This window comes from Plantactinospora sp. KLBMP9567 (assembly GCF_033446045.1).
Classification (GTDB): domain Bacteria; phylum Actinomycetota; class Actinomycetes; order Mycobacteriales; family Micromonosporaceae; genus Plantactinospora.
In genome coordinates this window covers 210,174-225,560 of the sequence record NZ_JAWQRR010000038.1, presented here as the reverse complement: position 1 = coordinate 225,560, position 15,387 = coordinate 210,174, and the positions used below count along the sequence as shown (strand labels likewise).

Annotated in this window: 13 protein-coding genes; 6 read left to right on the top strand and 7 right to left on the bottom strand. The window is 72.4% G+C overall.

The features are described from left to right. Positions 1-37 precede the first annotated feature (37 nt). Entirely contained in the window at positions 38-2,167 is a 2,130-nt protein-coding gene (locus R6Y94_RS28355) for a PhoX family phosphatase (RefSeq protein ID WP_318398890.1), read from the bottom strand. Between the two features lie 306 nt (positions 2,168-2,473). Here R6Y94_RS28355 and R6Y94_RS28350 point away from each other — a divergent pair, with 306 nt between their 5' ends. The 3 genes from R6Y94_RS28350 (at position 2,474) to R6Y94_RS28340 (ending at position 4,486) form a co-directional block, all read left to right on the top strand. Continuing rightward, positions 2,474-3,046, top strand: coding sequence for a sigma-70 family RNA polymerase sigma factor (locus tag R6Y94_RS28350; RefSeq protein WP_318398889.1), 573 nt, complete (start codon positions 2,474-2,476; stop codon positions 3,044-3,046). Further along, positions 3,043-3,738 (top strand): zf-HC2 domain-containing protein, encoded by a 696-nt coding sequence (locus tag R6Y94_RS28345; RefSeq protein WP_318398888.1) that lies wholly within the window; start codon positions 3,043-3,045, stop codon positions 3,736-3,738. The genes R6Y94_RS28350 and R6Y94_RS28345 overlap by 4 nt, the downstream gene beginning before the upstream one ends. Positions 3,739-3,895: 157 nt before the next feature. Continuing rightward, complete coding sequence (locus tag R6Y94_RS28340) at positions 3,896-4,486, top strand: DoxX family membrane protein (protein ID WP_318398887.1); 591 nt, start codon at positions 3,896-3,898, stop codon at positions 4,484-4,486. Positions 4,487-4,737: 251 nt separating this feature from the next. On the opposite strand, the gene R6Y94_RS28335 is transcribed toward R6Y94_RS28340, so the two are convergent. Further along, entirely contained in the window at positions 4,738-6,348 is a 1,611-nt protein-coding gene (locus R6Y94_RS28335; RefSeq protein ID WP_318398886.1) for an ABC-F family ATP-binding cassette domain-containing protein, read from the bottom strand. 86 nt (positions 6,349-6,434) lie between these two features. On the opposite strand from R6Y94_RS28335, the gene R6Y94_RS28330 reads away from it, so the two are divergent. Further along, positions 6,435-7,217: a TetR/AcrR family transcriptional regulator gene (locus tag R6Y94_RS28330; protein ID WP_318398885.1), complete on the top strand. Its 783-nt coding sequence runs from the start codon at positions 6,435-6,437 to the stop codon at positions 7,215-7,217. On the opposite strand, the gene R6Y94_RS28325 is transcribed toward R6Y94_RS28330, so the two are convergent. After that, on the bottom strand, positions 7,180-8,778 hold the full coding sequence (locus R6Y94_RS28325; RefSeq protein ID WP_318398884.1) for a glycosyltransferase family 2 protein: 1,599 nt from the start codon (positions 8,776-8,778) through the stop codon (positions 7,180-7,182). The genes R6Y94_RS28330 and R6Y94_RS28325 overlap by 38 nt on opposite strands. Positions 8,779-9,094: 316 nt before the next feature. Here R6Y94_RS28325 and R6Y94_RS28320 point away from each other — a divergent pair, with 316 nt between their 5' ends. Both R6Y94_RS28320 and R6Y94_RS28315 read left to right on the top strand, forming a co-directional pair. After that, positions 9,095-10,153, top strand: coding sequence for a glycosyltransferase family 2 protein (locus R6Y94_RS28320; protein ID WP_412102903.1), 1,059 nt, complete (start codon positions 9,095-9,097; stop codon positions 10,151-10,153). After that, positions 10,150-11,325, top strand: coding sequence for a glycosyltransferase (locus R6Y94_RS28315; protein ID WP_318398882.1), 1,176 nt, complete (start codon positions 10,150-10,152; stop codon positions 11,323-11,325). The genes R6Y94_RS28320 and R6Y94_RS28315 overlap by 4 nt, the downstream gene beginning before the upstream one ends. Before the next feature lie 60 nt (positions 11,326-11,385). Here the strand turns inward: R6Y94_RS28315 and rarD are convergent, their stop codons facing one another. The 4 genes from rarD to eccE all read right to left on the bottom strand — a co-directional run bounded on the left by rarD (position 11,386) and on the right by eccE (position 15,325). Next, positions 11,386-12,318 (bottom strand): EamA family transporter RarD, encoded by a 933-nt coding sequence (gene rarD, locus R6Y94_RS28310; protein ID WP_318398881.1) that lies wholly within the window; start codon positions 12,316-12,318, stop codon positions 11,386-11,388. Then, positions 12,315-12,869, bottom strand: a complete 555-nt coding sequence (locus tag R6Y94_RS28305; RefSeq protein WP_318398880.1) for a GNAT family N-acetyltransferase — start codon at positions 12,867-12,869, stop codon at positions 12,315-12,317. Before R6Y94_RS28305 ends, rarD begins: the two co-directional genes overlap by 4 nt. A gap of 109 nt (positions 12,870-12,978) precedes the next feature. After that, positions 12,979-13,365, bottom strand: coding sequence for a phage holin family protein (locus R6Y94_RS28300; RefSeq protein WP_318398879.1), 387 nt, complete (start codon positions 13,363-13,365; stop codon positions 12,979-12,981). Positions 13,366-13,450: 85 nt separating this feature from the next. Next, positions 13,451-15,325 carry a type VII secretion protein EccE gene (gene eccE / locus R6Y94_RS28295; protein WP_318398878.1) on the bottom strand — a complete coding sequence of 625 codons (1,875 nt, stop codon included), beginning with the start codon at positions 15,323-15,325 and terminating at the stop codon, positions 13,451-13,453. Positions 15,326-15,387: the final 62 nt, after the last annotated feature.

Here is a 15,387-nt window from a genome sequence, read left to right as displayed (position 1 = left end):
GGACACCACGGAGGAGGCGATGCTCAGGTTCCGGCGGTCAGCTTCCGACGACGTCGCCGTCGAGGCGCCAGGTGACCACCACGCCGGGCTTGGCGAAGTCGCCGTCCGGCCAGTTCGACGCCGGGTTCTCCAGCGACGCCCCGGTCAGCTCGCCCGGGTGCTGCACGGCGACGAAGACCGAGCGGTTGTCCGTGGTGATGAACGGCCCACAGGTCTCCGCGCCGAGCGGCACGGTGAGGAACTGCTTGAGGTGCCCGCGCTCCGGTCCCTCGATGGCGGTGGCGAAGAGGCCGTCGTTGCTGCCCAGCGCGTTGCCGTCGGTGGAGATCCAAAGGTTGCCGGAGCCGTCGAACGCCACGTTGTCCGGGCAGGAGATCGGCGACACCTTGGTCTTGTCGTAGCCGGCGAAGTACGTCGACGGGTCGGTCGGGTCGCCGCAGACGATCGGCACCGACCAGGCGAAGGTCTCCGAGGTGTTGTCGCCCCGGTCCTCGACCAGCTCCAGCACGTGCCCGTGCTTGTTGTTGGTCCGCGGGTTCGCCTCGTCGGCCTTCGGGTTGGTCCCGACCCCCCGGTTGGTGTTGTTGGTCAGCGCCACGTACACCTTGCCGGTGAGCTGGCTCGGCTCGACGTCCTCCGGACGGTCCATCTTGGTCGCCCCGACCGCGTCACCGGCGAGCCGGGTGAAGGTGAGCACGTCGGCGGCGGTCATGCCGGGGACGTACGACGTGTTGCCCCGGACCAGCTTGATCCACCTACCCCGGCCGTTGAACGCGCCGTCGGCCGGCAGCTTGCCCGAGCCGTCGATCTCACCGGCGCTGGTCTGGTCGAGCTTCGCGACGTAGAGGGTGCCGGACTCCAGCAGGGTGAGGTTGTGCTCCCGGGCGGTCCAGGAGTCACCCTTCTTGAACTTTTTGTCCGAGACGAACTTGTAGAGGTAATCGAACCGCTCGTCGTCGCCCATGTACGCCACGACCCGGTCGTCCTTGGCCACGATGACGTTCGCGCCCTCGTGCTTGAACCGGCCCAGCGCGGTGTGCTTGCGCGGCTTCGACTCCGGGTCGAACGGGTCGACCTCGACGACCCAGCCGAACCGGTGCGCCTCGTTGGGGTGCTTCGCCAGGTCGAACCGCTCGTCGGCGCGCTCCCACTTGCGGCTGTCCGACGGGTAGCGGGCGGTGGTGCTGATGCCGTACCGGGCCAGCTTCGGCTTGAGCGTCTCCGGCGCGCCGTCGGCGCCGACGAAGTACTGGTTGAAGTTCTCCTCGCCGGAGAGCACCGTGCCCCACGGGGTGATCCCACCCGCGCAGTTGTTCAGGGTGCCGATCGCGGTCCGGCCCCTCGGGTCGGCTGCGGTCTTCAGCCAGGCCGAGCCGGCCGCCGGGCCGGTGAACTCGAACTTCGTCGTGTGCGCGGTGATCCGCCGGTTGTACTTCAGCCTGCCCTTGCGGACCGGCTTCCACGCGCCGCTCTCGCCGACCCGCTCCAGCTCCAGCACCGAGAGCCCGTGCGCGGCCATTGCCACCCGGATCTGCTCGACGCTCATCGCGTCGAAGGTGGTGAAGTTCGGGAACATCAGGTTCTCGTTGGTGTACTCGTGGTTCACCACCAGCAGGGCCCGCTCGCCCTTGCGGTCCAGCGGGAGTACGCCGACGAAGTCGTTGTTGTAGCCGAACTGCTGGGACTGCCGGGCGGCGGTCTGCTTGTGCACATCCAGGCCGGGTGCGCCGGGCAGCACCGGGTCGCCCCAGCGGATCACCACGGAGTGGTCGTACCCGTTCGGCACCACCAGGTTGTCGAGCTTGTTCGGCGGGATCGGCTTGAAGGTGAGCGCCGAGTTGCCGGGCCGCCGGGCCGGCGTGAAGCTGTCCACCTCGGGCAGTGCCGGGCCGGATCCGTTCCCAGGAGCGGCCATCGCCGGCGATCCGGCGAGCGCGCCGGCCGCCGCGCCGCCGAAGCCGAGCACCAGCGCGCCGACCGCGCCGGCCCGGACGACTCCGCGCCGGCTCACCTCGGCCTGGACCACGTCGCCGAAGTACGGGTTGTCGGACTCGTTGGGCACCGGGTGCGCACAGGCGTTTCCGCAACGGTATATGCAGGTCATGGCGTCGCGCCCGCCGTGGCCCGAGGGGCCGAGCAGGGGGAGCAGCCGGGGTCGCTCGGTCATGGAGATGGAGCCTCCTCGCCAATGTCAGGGATGCGCGCCCTTGACGCCTCGGGTAATGCGCACGAGGGCGCGTGCCTGCCGGACGCTAGGAGCACGCCGTGAGCGGCGTCCGGCGGTCCGGTGAACCACGGGTGAACATCCCCAGGAAGCGGGCTGTTCCGGACGCTGTCGTCCGTCGGGCTGACGCAGGGGTGTCCGGCAGGGTGATCGGGCCCGGCCGGTAGGCCGATGCCGCCCGCCGTCCCGTCCTGAGTTCACCCCGTCCGAGCATCTCGCCCGCCTTCGGTTGAACCGTCCTGGCGGCGGATGCGTGAAACCGAGAGCCGGGGCTGGTCGGACGGAGCGGGCGGGAGGCGGAGAGACATCAGCGACCAGGACGCCGAACTGCTGCGCGCCATGCACGACGAGCACGGTGACGCGCTGCTGGCGCATGCCCTGCGACTCACCGGCGGCGACCGGCAGCGGGCCGAGGACCTGGTGCAGGAGACGCTGTTGCGGGCGTGGCGGCATCCGGAGGCGCTCGACCCGCAGCGGGGGCCGGTGCGGGCCTGGCTCTTCACCATCGCCCGCAACCTCGCCATCGACGCCTGGCGGCGGCGCAGCGCCCGGATCGGCGAGGTGATCACCGACGAACTGCCCGAGCCGCCGCAGGTGGTCGACGAGGCGGACCGGGCGGTGGAGGCCTGGACGGTGGCGGAGGCGCTCAACCGGCTCTCGCCGTCGCACCGGGAGGTGCTGGTGGAGTGCTTCTACCAGGGCCGGTCGGTGACCGAGGCGGCCGCCCGGCTGGGCGTACCGCCGGGCACGGTGAAGTCGCGGACGCACTACGCGCTGCGGTCGCTGCGACTGGTACTGGCGGAGATGGGGGTGACCGGGTGACGAATTGCGAGTACGCCCACGATGACGGGGCGTACGTGCTGGGCGCCCTGTCTCCCGCCGAGCGGGCCGCGTACGAGCGGCACCTGGCCGGCTGCCCGGCATGCCGGGAGGCGGTCGCCGAGATCGCCGTACTGCCGGGACTGCTGGGCCGGCTCGATCCGGCCGGGCTGGAGGAGATCGCCACCGCACCGAGCACCGGTGAACGGCTGCCGAGGCTGCTCGACGAGGCCCGGGCCCATCGGCACCGCGAGCGCCGACGCGGCCGGCTCCGCACCGGTGGACTGGCCCTGGTCGCCGCCGCGCTGGCCGCCGTGCTCGGGTTCGGGGTCGCCGTACCGGTGGTCGGGGACCGGAACCCCGGCACCGACGTCGAGGTGCGGATGGTCGCCATGCAGCCGGTCCGCGGCAACGTGCCGGTGAGTGCCGAGATCGGCTTCGACGGTACGCGCTGGGGCACCGTGATCACGATGCGCTGCCAGTACGCGAAGACCAGGGACTACACCAAGGCGTACACCTTCCGGCTGGTGGCGCACGGCCCGAACGGCGAGACGGAGCAAGTCGGCTCCTGGCTCGCCGCTCCCGGCGACGACGCCACCTTCACCGGCGTCACCCGGTTCACCAGGTCCGAGCTGATCCGCCTGGAACTCCTCCGGTACGACAACACCCCGCTGCTCGCCTACGACGTGCCGTAGGTCGCGGTGATCCGGTCCCGGGACGCCGTCGGGCCTTTGGTCCCGGATCCGGCCCGGTCCTTGGTCCCGCCCATTGAGGTGTTCGGACCCGGGTGCGGCGGCGCCGGGCCGAGCAGAGTGATGGGTGTCAGGACAAGGGTCGACCTCGGAGGCCACGATGACCACCCGCCACTCCATCCGCCCGATCACCACGCCGCTGGAGCGGGCCGACTCGCCCGGCGCGATGTTGACCAAGACCGGCGCCAAGGCGCTCGCCGTGCTGCGTATCTCGACCGGCTTCGTGTTCCTCTGGGCCTTCCTGGACAAGGCCTTCGGCCTTAACTATTCGACGCCGTCGGCCAGGGCCTGGATCAACGGCGGCTCGCCGACCGAGGGCTTCCTCTCGCACGTCTCGGTCGGCCCGTTCGAGTCGATCGCGCACAGCATCGCCGGCACCTGGTGGGCCAACTGGCTCTTCATGCTCGGCATGCTCGCCGTCGGCGTCGCGTTGATCGCCGGCATCGGCCTGCGGGTCGCCGCAGCCTCGGGCGCACTGATCATGGTGCTGATGTGGTTCGCGGAGTTTCCCCTCGCCCAGCACACCAGCGCCGGTGAGCCCACCGGCTCCACCAACCCGCTGACCGACTACCACTTCGTCTACGCCGCGGTGCTGATCGTGCTGGCCGCGACGTACGCCGGCCACACCTGGGGACTGGGTCGAGTGTGGGCGCGGCTGCCCTTCGTGCAGCGGCACCGCTGGATGATCTGACCAACCAGTGGCCGCCCCGGCGGCGGCCCACGACTCCCCAGCCGTCTCGCGGACCGTACCCCCCACGGTCCGCGAGACTCGTTCTGTGGTCAGGTGTGCGGCCGAGCTGGCGCTTCGGCACCGATGATCGCTGGTCGGTCGGTGGCCTGGCGGATCCGCCCCGGACGAGGTCGTTTGTCCAGACACGACCCTTATCGAGACACGGGCAGTAGTGTCAAGACTCCAGGCCGAAGCTGCCGCCGGCAGATAACTCAGCGCTCCCGTTCCACCCGGCCCTCGGTCCAGACTGGTTCGTCGGTCTCCACCACCCGGCCGTCGGCGCCGAACAGCAGGTAGCGGTCGGTGTGTGCGGCGAACCAGCGGTCGTGGGTGACCGTGAGGACCGTGCCGGCGAAGCCCTCCAGGCCGCGTTGCAGCGCGTCGGCGCTGGCCAGGTCGAGGTTGTCGGTCGGCTCGTCGAGCAGCAGCAGGGTCGCCCCGGCCAGTTCGAGCAGCAGGATCTGCAACCGGGCCTGCTCGCCGCCGGAGAGGCTCTGGAAGGGCTGGTCCCAGGCGGGCGCGATCTCGTAGCGGGCCAGGGCCGCCATCGCGTCGTTGCGGGGCAGGGCATGCCCGGTCATCAGGATCTCGGCGGGGGTGCGGCCGTACAGGTCCGGGCGGGCGTGGGTCTGGGCGAAGAGCCCGGGTACGACCCGGGCACCGAGCCGTACCGTGCCCCGATGCGGGACCTGATCGGCCCCGGCCAGCAGCCGGAGGAACTGGGACTTGCCGGAGCCGTTGGAGCCGAGCACGGCGACCCGCTCGCCGTACCAGATCTCCAGGTCGAACGGGCGCATCAGCCCGGTCAGTTCGAGTTGCTGGCAGACCAGGGCCTGCTTGCCGGTACGCCCGCCGCGCAGCCGGATCCGCACGTTCTGCTCCTTCGGCGGCCGGGTCGGCGGTCCCGCCTCCTCGAACCGGGCCAGTCGACTCCGCGCCGCCCGGTACGCCGAGGCGAGCGCGTCGTTGCGGGCGGCGCCCTGCCGGGCGGTGTGCACCAGGTGCCGGAGCCGGGCGTGCTCCTCCTCCCATCGGCGGCGCCGGTCGTCGAGCCGGTCGACCCGGTCCTGCCGGGCGGCCGGATAGCTGGCGAAACCGCCGCCGTGCACCCAGACCTGCCGGTCCTCGACGGTGACGATCCGGTCGGCCGCCTCGGCGAGCAGTTGCCGGTCGTGCGAGATCAGCAGCACCGTCTTGGCGCTGGCCCGCAGTTGCCGCTCCAGCCACTGCTTGCCGGGTACGTCGAGGTAGTTGTCGGGCTCGTCGAGCAGCAGCAGTTGGTCGGGGCCGCGAAGCAGCGCCTCCAGTACGAGTCGCTTCTGTTCGCCGCCGGAGAGGGTGTTGACGTCCCGCCCGGCAGCCCGCTCGTACGGCAGCCCGAGCGCCTCGGTGGTCACGGCGTCCCAGACGACTTCGAGGTCGTAGCCGCCGGCCTCGACGTACTCGGTGACGGCGTGCGCGTAGCGGAGCTGGGCCGGCTCGTCGTCGCGTTCGCGCAGGCTGTGCTCGGCGGCGGCGAGTTCGGCGGTGGCCTGGCGGATCCGCGCGGGTGCCACCGAGAGCAGCAGGTCGCCGACGCTGCGGTGGTCGCGGATGGTGCCGATGAACTGCCGCATCACGCCGAGCCCGCCGGAGGTGACGATCTCGCCGGCGGTCGGGGTCAGGTCTCCGGCGACCAGCCGGAGCAGGGTGGTCTTGCCGGCGCCGTTCGGCCCGACCAGCGCGGCGGTGCCCCCGTCGGCGACCCGGAACGAGACGTCGTCGAGGAGTGGCCGCCCGTCCGGCAGCCGGTGGTGCAGGTGCCTGATCTCGACGTGTGCCACGGGGACCTCCGGCGAGGCATCTAGACCGACGTTCTAGAGTCTAGAACGACGTTCTAGAGCCGGAACGCCGGACTAGAATCCGGGCCATGACAGGTGTGTGGTTGCGGCCTCCGCGCTCCCCGGGCCGCAGCGGGCCGCCGCTGCACCGGGACCGGATCGTCGCTGCGGCGGTCGAGCTGCTCGACCGGGAGGGCGTCGCCGGGCTCACCATGCGCCGGCTCGCCGAGCGGCTGGGTGCCGGGTCGACCACGCTCTACTGGCACGTGACCAACAAGGACGACGTACTCGACCTGGCGCTGGACCAGATCTTCGGCGAGGTGCTCCTCCCCGAACCGGATTCGACGACGACGGCGACGACGGTGGCGACGACGGATCGGACGACGGCGTCGACGACGACCGAGGAGCCGCCGACCGGGGACTGGCGGGCCGACGTCGAGACGCTGCTGCTCGGCTGGCGGGCGGCGATGCTCCGGCACCCGTGGTCGGCGGCACTGGTCGGCCGGCCGCTGCTCGGGCCGAACGTGTTGACCCGGACCGAGTTCCTCCAGTCCGCGCTGCGTCGGGCCGGGCTGGTCGAGCCGGACCTGAGCGCCGCCACGCATGCGCTGGCCAACTACGTCATCGGGGCCGCCGTCACGCTCTCGTCGTGGCGGCGGCTCGGCGATCCCGGGTCGCGGCAGGCCGCCCGGCAGCACCTCGCCGCCCAGCGGGAGCGCTATCCCACCCTGGTCGAGACCGGGCACCTGGACGACCGGGACGAGGACGGCACCTTCCGGCGCGGGCTGGCGTACCTGCTCGACGGCCTGCCCGCCGATCGCCGGCCCGGAGCGGTCAGCGGCGGCGGAGCTTCTGGCGCAACCGGGCGGTGACCCGGCCGGGGGTGACCGGCACGACCGAGATCATCAGCCGGCCGGACTCGTCCCTGGTCGGGGTGAGCAGATAGAGCCGGGCGCCACGGCGGCGTACCAGCGGCACCGCCCGGTCCAGCCGGGGCGCCCGCAACGCGGCCGCGCCACCCGCACCCGCCGCGCTGTTCGCGCCGAGCGCCCGGTCGGGGTCGAAGGGGCCGACCTGGGCCGAGACGATCCGGCGCCGGCCGGTCGCGATTCCGCCGTCGAGCAGGTCGGCGGCGCGGAACCTGACCCGTACGGTGCTGCCGGCGTCGCCCCGGGCGATCACCACGGTCTCGGCCGGGATCTCCTCCGCGCTCACGGTGAGCGGGTCGGCACCGGCCCCGGTCAGGTCCGGCAGCGGCGAGTACCCGGTGATCGTCAGCACCCGCTCGCCCCGCTCGTCGTCCTCCCAGCCGAAACCGGTGGCGTCCAGCTTGGCCGGCCACTCCGGCACCGCCGTCACGTCGAAACAGGAGTCCGGCAGGCCACGCGCCGGATCGCGGAAGCCGGGGTACGCCGCGTACCGCCGGGCACCCTCGACCAGCGTCGCCGGCACCCCCACCTCGGCATCCTGCCGGATCACCGCGAGCAGGTCGTCGAGGCTGCCGTCCCGGGTCAGCGCGTACCGGATCCGGGTCTCGGCGCCCAACTGCTCGGCGATCTCCTCGGTCAGGTGTTCCGCCACCAGCCGCCCGACGCCGTCGTGCACCGCCTGCTGAGTGGCCCGGTCGAGCCGGAGCAGGTCGTCCTCGACCAGCTTGGCGACCTCGTGGTCGAACCGGCGCACCAGGATTGCGTCGCGGCGCTTGCCCGGCTCGATCAGTTCGGCCACGAACGCGAGGTTCGCCTCGACGGTACGCAGCCGTTCCAGGTGCCGGCTCAGATAGGTGATGTTGGTGGCGCTGAACCGGCGTACGGCGTAGTAGAACTCGTAGTCGGCCAGCACCGAGATCCGCCGGGCCCGGTAGCACGCCTCCAGGGTGAACGGCAGGTCGCTGGCGATCCGGAGCTCCTCCCGGTAGCGGATGGCGTGCCGGTCGAGCAGCTCCTTGCGGAACAGCTTGGTGTTGGCCAGCGACCGGGGCAGGGCTGAGTCGAAGAGGTCCACGTCGACCGCGCTGCGGGCGAAGATGTCCTGGTAGATGTGTCGGCTGTTGACCCCGACCACCTTGCCGAGCACCACGTCGGAGTCCCAGGCGTCGGCGGCGGTGACCAGCCGGTCCAGTGCCTCCGGGCCGAGGTGGTCGTCGGCACCGACGAAGAAGACGTACCGGCCGGTGGCGGCGTCGAGGCCCCGGTTGCACGGGCCGGCCGGGCCGCCCGAGTTCGGCTGGTGGATGACGGTGAAGACCTCGGGATAGCGGGCGGCGTACCGCTCCAGCTCGGCGCCGCTGCGGTCGGTCGATCCGTCGTCCACCGCGACGACCTGCATCCGGGGCAGGCCGATGGTCTGCCGGACCAGCGAATCCAGGCACCGGGTCAGATAGGGCATGGTGTTGTAGACCGGCACCACCACGCTGACGTCCGGCGCGCTCATCGGGCGTTGGCCTCCATTCTCCGCAGGTTCACCTGCCCGATTCCTCGAATTCACCCATTCGATTTCCCGGACCTCGGCTGAATTGACGGCGAGTGTACGTCAACAACCCGTCCCAGGCCTCCGCCACCGTTGTTCATCTAGTGTTCACCCAATTCGCCAAGGCTGCCGCCTGGCGGCCCCGACACCGTACGGTCGGCTGCCGCCCCACCAATGTACGCGCATTCTCCGCTTTGAATTAACCTGCGCATCCTGTTCGCCAAATAACGTTCACGTCCGGTATTGCCCGACAGAGATCCTCGACGAGTTAGCGGGTCCCATGTCCTCCACACCTGACGTCAGCGTCGTGATCCCCACCCGCGGTCGGCCGGACCTGGTGACCCGGGCGGTCCGCAGCGTACTGGCGCAGACCGTGACCGATCTCGAGGTCGTCGTCGTGGTGGACGGGCCGGACGACGCGACCCGGGACGCGCTGGCGGGACTCGGCGACGACCGGCTCCGGGTGATCGTGCTGCCCGAGTCGGGTGGGGCGCCGAACGCCCGAAACGTCGGGGTCGGTGCGGCGCGGGCCCGCTGGACGGCCCTGCTCGACGATGACGACGAGTGGCTGCCGACCAAGCTCGCCGTGCAGTTGGAGCTGGCCGAGGGCGCCCGGGTGGCGATGCCGATCGTGGCCTGCCGACTACTGAACCGGACGCCCCGGGCCGAGTTCGTGATGCCGCGCCGGCTGCCGGCGGTCGGCGAGCCGCTGACCGAGTACCTCACGGTGCGGCGCGGGCTGTTCCACGGCGACGGTTTCATCCAGACCTCGACCATCCTGGCCCCGACCGAGCTGCTGCGCCGGGTGCCGTTCACCGTCGGCCTGCGCCGCCTCCAGGAACTCGACTGGACGTTCCGGGCGTTGAGCCACGCCGACGTCGACCTCGTCTACGCCGCCGAGCCGCTGGTGATCTGGCACCAGGACGAGGACCGGCCCCGGATCACCTTCGACACGGTCTGGGAGGAGCAGTTCGAGTGGCTCCAGCGGAGCCGACCGCTGCTCACCCGCCGGGCGTACGCTGCGCTCACGATGAGTGTGATCAGCTCGATGGCGGCGCCGACCCGGAGCGCGTCGGCGTTCCGCACCCTGCTGCGCGAGGCGCGTCGGCACGGTCAGCCGGGGATCTTCGACTACCTGGCGTTCGGGCAGATCTGGCTGATCCCGCCGCAGTTGCGGCGTACCCTGCGGGACCGGATCCTGCGTAAGCCCGGCGCCAGCCGCGCGGCGGCCCCGGCGGCCCGGCCCGGCCCGGCCGCCAGCACCGACGCCCGGCAGCCGGTCGGCCCGACCCGGCGGGTCTCCGGTGACTCCGGCAGGCCGAGCGAGATCGGCGCGTGAGCACGCCGTCCCTGCCCGGTACGACCGGCCCGGCGCCGACCGTGGTGATCTGGCGCAGCGGCCTGCTCGCCGGATCCGAGACGTTCATCCGCAACCAGGGCCTCGCGCTGCCCCGCTGGCAGCCGAGGTTCCTCGGCGCCACCCGGGTCGGCTCGCCGCTGGCCGCCGACACCGACGTGATCGCATTCCCGGACGGTGGACCGGACCAGCGGGCCTTCCTGCGGCTCCGGCTGACCGGCGAGTCACCGAGGCTGCGGCGGCTGCTGGCCGGCCTGCGTCCGGCGGTGGTGCACGCGCACTTCGGCAACGACGGCTGGCTGATCAGCCGCACGGCCGCACAACTCGGGGTGCCGCTGGTGGTGACCGTGCACGGCTACGACGTGACGCGGCAGCCGCACGCGCCGGGCCTGCGTGGCGTGCGCTACCGGCGCAACCTGCACCAGGCGTTCGACCGGGCCGCGCTGATCCTGGCCGTCAGCGGGTTCATCCGGGAGAAGGCGATCGCGGCCGGTGCGGACCCGGCGAAGGTCCGGGTGCACCACACCGGGGTACCGATCCCGGCCGAGGTGCCGGACGTGCCGAAGCACTGGGACGTGGTCTTCGTCGGCCGGTTCGTCGAGAAGAAGGGCGTTGACGACCTCGTCGAGGCACTCGGCACGCTGACCGACCGGCGTCCCCGGGTGCTGCTGATCGGCTCCGGCCCGCTGGAGTGGCCGATCCGGGAGCGGGCCGCCGCCCTCGGCCTGGACGCCACGTTCCTGGGCGCACAGGAGCCGTCGGCGGTCGCCCGCTACCTGGCCGAGTCGAAGGTCTTCGTCTCGCCGTCCAAGACGGCTGCGGACGGGGACGCCGAGGGCCTGCCGACGACGATCCTGGAGGCGGCCAGCCTGGGCCTGCCGACGGTCTCGACCTACCACAGTGGAATTCCGGAGGCGGTGCTGCCGGGCGAGACGGGGCTGCTCGGCGCCGAGGGCGACCGGGCGGCCCTGGCCGGCAACATCCGGCAACTCCTCGCCGACGACGACCTGCGGACCCGGCTCGGCGACCAGGCCCGCCGGTTCGTGACCGAGCACTTCGACCTGCACAAGCAGACCCGGCTGCTCGAAGAGCTGTACGAGTCGGTGGCCGCCGGCCGCCCCGGCAGGCCGGACCGGGTGCGGTTGCCGGCGTAGCCCCAGCCGGGTCGGCGGGCCGTCGTCGGCGTGGCCGCCAGGCAGGCCGGGTAGCCCCGGTCAGCGGACGGCGGTGGCCGCCGCGGGCTCCGGGGTGGCGGAGAGCAGCGCGGTACGGGACCGCCGGACGTTGCGGATTCCGTCCACGGTGAAGACCACCAGGGCCAGCCAGACCAGCGCGAAGCCGGCCAGCCGGGCCGGAGGCATCGGCTCGTGGAAGACGAGTACGCCGAAGCCGAGCTGGAGGATCGGCGCCAGGTACTGCAACATGCCGAGCGCGGTCAGCGGGAGCCGGTTCGCCGCACCCGCGAACATCAGCAGCGGGATGGCGGTGGCCGCGCCGGCCAGCATCAGCAGGGCGGTGTGCCCGGCGGAGACCTGACCGAAGCTCGACTCGGCGTGCCAGGTGAGCCAGCCCAGATAGCCGAGCGCCGGCAGGGTGAGCGCCGCGGACTCGATGAACATGCCCTCGGCGGCCGGCAGCCCGAGCCGCTTCTTCACCAGGCTGTACCCGCCGAAGCTCGCCGCCAGGGTGAGCGCCAGATAGGGCAGCCGGCCGTAGTCGACGGTCAGCACCGCGACCGCGATGCCGCCGATGCCGAGCGCCACCCACTGGCCGACGCGCAGCCGCTCGCGCAGCACGGTGACCCCGAGGAGGACGACGAAGAGCGGGTTGATGAAGTAGCCCAGCGCGGTCTCGACGACCCGTTCCGAGTTGACGCCATAGATGTAGGTGCCCCAGTTGACCGCGATCAGCGCGGCGGCGAGCCCGATCCCGGCGAGTTTGCCCGGGCGGTGCCGCAGCGCGCGCAGGAAGCCCCAGTTGCGGGCCACCGCGAGCAGCAGCGCGACGAAGACCATCGACCAGACCACCCGGTGGGCCAGGATCTCGATCGGCCCGGCCGGTTTCAGTAGCCGGATGTAGAGCGGAAAGAACCCCCACAGGGTGTACGCGCCGAGCCCGTAGAGGTATCCGCGCCGCACCTGGTTCATCGCTCTACCGTAAGGGGCTGACTCGGACCAGAGTCCTTTCCAGTGAGCGGTCTCACCGGATCGGGGCCGGGCCCGCCGACCGACCCGGCACCGGCGCCGTCCGCCTCGGGCGGCAGCGGTCGCAGGATCAGCTCCATCCACTGCGGGGGGTTGGCCAGCGGGGTGAAGCCGACCTCGGCGTACACGCCGTGCGCGTCCGAGGTGGCGAGCAGGATCCGGCGTACGCCCAGCCGGCCGAGATCCTTTCGGACGGTACGCACGATCCAGCGGGCCAGCCCCCGACCCCGGGCGGCCGGGTCGACGTAGACGTCGCAGAGCCAACCGAAGGTCGCCCCGTCGGTCACCACCCGGGCGAACGCCACCTGACGGCCGTCGCCCGGGGCGTACACCCCGTAGACGGTCGAGCCGTCGATCGCCCGGAGCAGGACCTCACGGGGCCGGCCGAGCGCCCAGTACGCGTCGGTGGCGAGCCAGTGGTGCACCCGGTCGACCTCCACCCGCCGGGGATCGGTGCAGAGCTCGTACCCGTCGTCTCGTGTCACAGTCAGCACGCCGCGACGCTATCCCCGCCCCGCCAGGTCGGCCCGAGCCAATTCCCGACCAGTGGTCGGCGTGCGCCCCGGGCCGGCCGACGGTCGGCGCCGTCCCGGGGCGGACGGCTCAGTCCCGGTCCATCAGCAGGCCGAGCAGCCAGGTGACCAGGCTCACGAACAGTGCGCCGAGCACCGCCGCCGGCCAGAACCCGTCGACCTCGAACGGCAGGCCGAGCCCGCCGGCGATGGCGCCGGTGAGCAGGAACAGCAGCGCGTTCACCACCAGTGCGATCAGGCCGAGGGTGAGCAGGTAGAGCCCGCAGCCGAGGGTCTTGATGATCGGCTGGAGTACGCCGTTGACCACCCCGAAGATGATCGCCACCAGGACCAGCGTGCCTACCGCCCCGCCGATCGAGTCGGTGTCCAGGGTGATCCCCGGGATGATCAGCGTGGCGAGCCAGAAGGCCAGGGCGGTGCTGCCGAGTCGGACGAGAAGACCTGTCAGGAAACCCATGCCCGCAGATAGTGCCACGTGATCCCAAATCCGCCCAGATCAAACACTGGCCGGATCACATCCGACGGCCCTCGCCGCGATGTGGCTACCGGGCCGGTGGACCGATCAGTTGGGCCTCGATCGGGGTGGCCGAGAGCAGCGCCCAGCGCAGCACCCGACGGTTGATCACTCCGACCATGTCGGCCCGGATCCGGGTCAGCCAGTCCGCCGAGTCGCCGAGCCCGAGCGCCACGCCGGCCAGTTGAGCCTCGTGCGACCGGAGTGGCTGCAACACCACCAGGTCGGCCCGGGAGACGGCGTCGACGTCGACCGGGGCCAGTTCGTCGCGTACGACCAGGCTGGTCTGCCAGCCCGGCCCCGGCTGCGAGTCGGCGGCCACCGGGCCGACGTCGACCACCACCAGCAGCGGGTGCAGTTGGGTGCCGGGCGGGCCGCCCACCGGCCGCCCCGGCGGGATCATCGCGATCGGCGAGCCCGGCCCGCTGGCCCCGCGGACGAACGGCTCCCAGGCGCGTGGCCTGGCCGTCTGCACCACGATCCGGGCGCCGAGCGCCATCGCCCGCAGCGCGATGAGCTGCGCGGCGCGTACGCCGCCGATCAGCACCACCCGGGTGGTCTCGGCCCGGAACAGTCGGGCGACCACCGCCGCGCCGTGCCGGTTGGCGCCGAGCATCAGCCCGGCCAGGCCGATCGGCAGGTCGAGTGAGTCCACAGAGGATGCCGGCAGGGTGGTGGCCGGTGCCGGGGCGGTCGGGCCGGCACCCAGCACCCCGAGCGGCAGGGTGGCGGCGACGCCGTCGAGCTGTTCGCCGTCCAGCCGCCGGGCCACGGCGTGCTCGGCGGAGAGCAGCCGGCGCAGCGCCTGGACGGCGGTGCCGAGCGCCTGGGGAGTGTCGGCGGCCAGCCGTACGGTGACGTCCACCCGGATGCTGTCGATGCCGCCGCCCGCCCACGGGCCGGCGCTCACCGAGACCGTGGTCGCGGTCGCCGGCAGCGCCAGCAGCCGTGGGATGAAGCGGCGCCCGGTCTCGGTCCGCAGGTCCGGCCAGCGGCGCAGCCGGAAGGTGGACTGCAACAGCCCGCCCAGGCTGACGCCCTGCCAGTTCTCCCGAGCCGGTTGCGCGCCGTCGTGGTGCACCATCTCCGCGAGTACGCCGAGCGCGGCGCGTTCGCCGAGCGCCCGGGTCGGCACCGGGGCGAGCCGGCGGCGCACCTTGCGTACCGCGCTGGAGAGCGCACGGCGCAGGTCCTCGTCGGACCAGCCGTCGGCGCGCAGCACCCGGACGGCGAGCAGGGCCCGCTCGTGCCCGAGCAGCCGCCCGTCGGTGAGCTGCCGGTACGACGTGGCCGGCGTGCCGGTGCCCGCGCCCAGCATCGGCGCCGGAGCACCGGTCAGCACCAGTTGCACCCGCATCGGCGGGGTCTCCGCGCTCGCCGCCGGCAGCAGGCTGGCCGGGGAGAGCAGCGACTGCGGAGTGTCGGCGAGCATGCCGACCTGGTCACCGAGTTCGAGTACGGCGGTCAGGCCGTAGGCGTCGCTGACCATGCAGGCGGCGTCGCCGGCGAGGTCGACCGGCAGCACCACGGCACCGGGGTTGACCAGGTCGAGCAGGGCCTCCGGCGGCGCGGCCTGCGGCAGCGTCCGCTGCCGGGCGGAGTAGCGCACCCCGATGGCGATCCACTCGAACAGCCAGCGCCGGCGCATCCGGATCCAGGTCAGCAGCACCAGGGCGACGGCGAGCAGCGCCGCCCCGACGAGCAGCAGTGGGCCCTGACCGGCGGCGGCGAGCACGAGCGCCAACGCCACCTGGATGGCCACGATCTGCCCCGCCCGTACGCCGAACAGGCCGGACCGGGTCGGCGTGGACGAAGCCGGCAGTGGCGCCGGTGGCGACCGGTCGATCCGGCTGCCCGGGGTGCCGGTGGGCCGGGTCCGGTTGTCTGCCGCAGTTAGCGTCACCGCGATAGCCTCCCCTGGATGGGCGTAGGCCGTGGGCCCGCCCCCCGCAATTCGCTCAGAGG

Excerpts from the sequence above, each read along its gene's own strand:
- R6Y94_RS28340 (WP_318398887.1), top strand. The coding sequence starts at position 3,896 with ATGACCACCCGCCACTCCATCCGCCCGATCACCACGCCGCTGGAGCGG.
- R6Y94_RS28330 (WP_318398885.1), top strand. The coding sequence starts at position 6,435 with ATGACAGGTGTGTGGTTGCGGCCTCCGCGCTCCCCGGGCCGCAGCGGG.
- R6Y94_RS28300 (WP_318398879.1), bottom strand. The coding sequence starts at position 13,365 with ATGGGTTTCCTGACAGGTCTTCTCGTCCGACTCGGCAGCACCGCCCTG.
- R6Y94_RS28320 (WP_412102903.1), top strand. The coding sequence starts at position 9,095 with ATGTCCTCCACACCTGACGTCAGCGTCGTGATCCCCACCCGCGGTCGG.
- R6Y94_RS28350 (WP_318398889.1), top strand. The coding sequence starts at position 2,474 with ATGCGTGAAACCGAGAGCCGGGGCTGGTCGGACGGAGCGGGCGGGAGG.
- rarD (WP_318398881.1), bottom strand. The coding sequence starts at position 12,318 with ATGAACCAGGTGCGGCGCGGATACCTCTACGGGCTCGGCGCGTACACC.
- R6Y94_RS28355 (WP_318398890.1), bottom strand. The coding sequence starts at position 2,167 with ATGACCGAGCGACCCCGGCTGCTCCCCCTGCTCGGCCCCTCGGGCCAC.
- R6Y94_RS28325 (WP_318398884.1), bottom strand. The coding sequence starts at position 8,778 with ATGAGCGCGCCGGACGTCAGCGTGGTGGTGCCGGTCTACAACACCATG.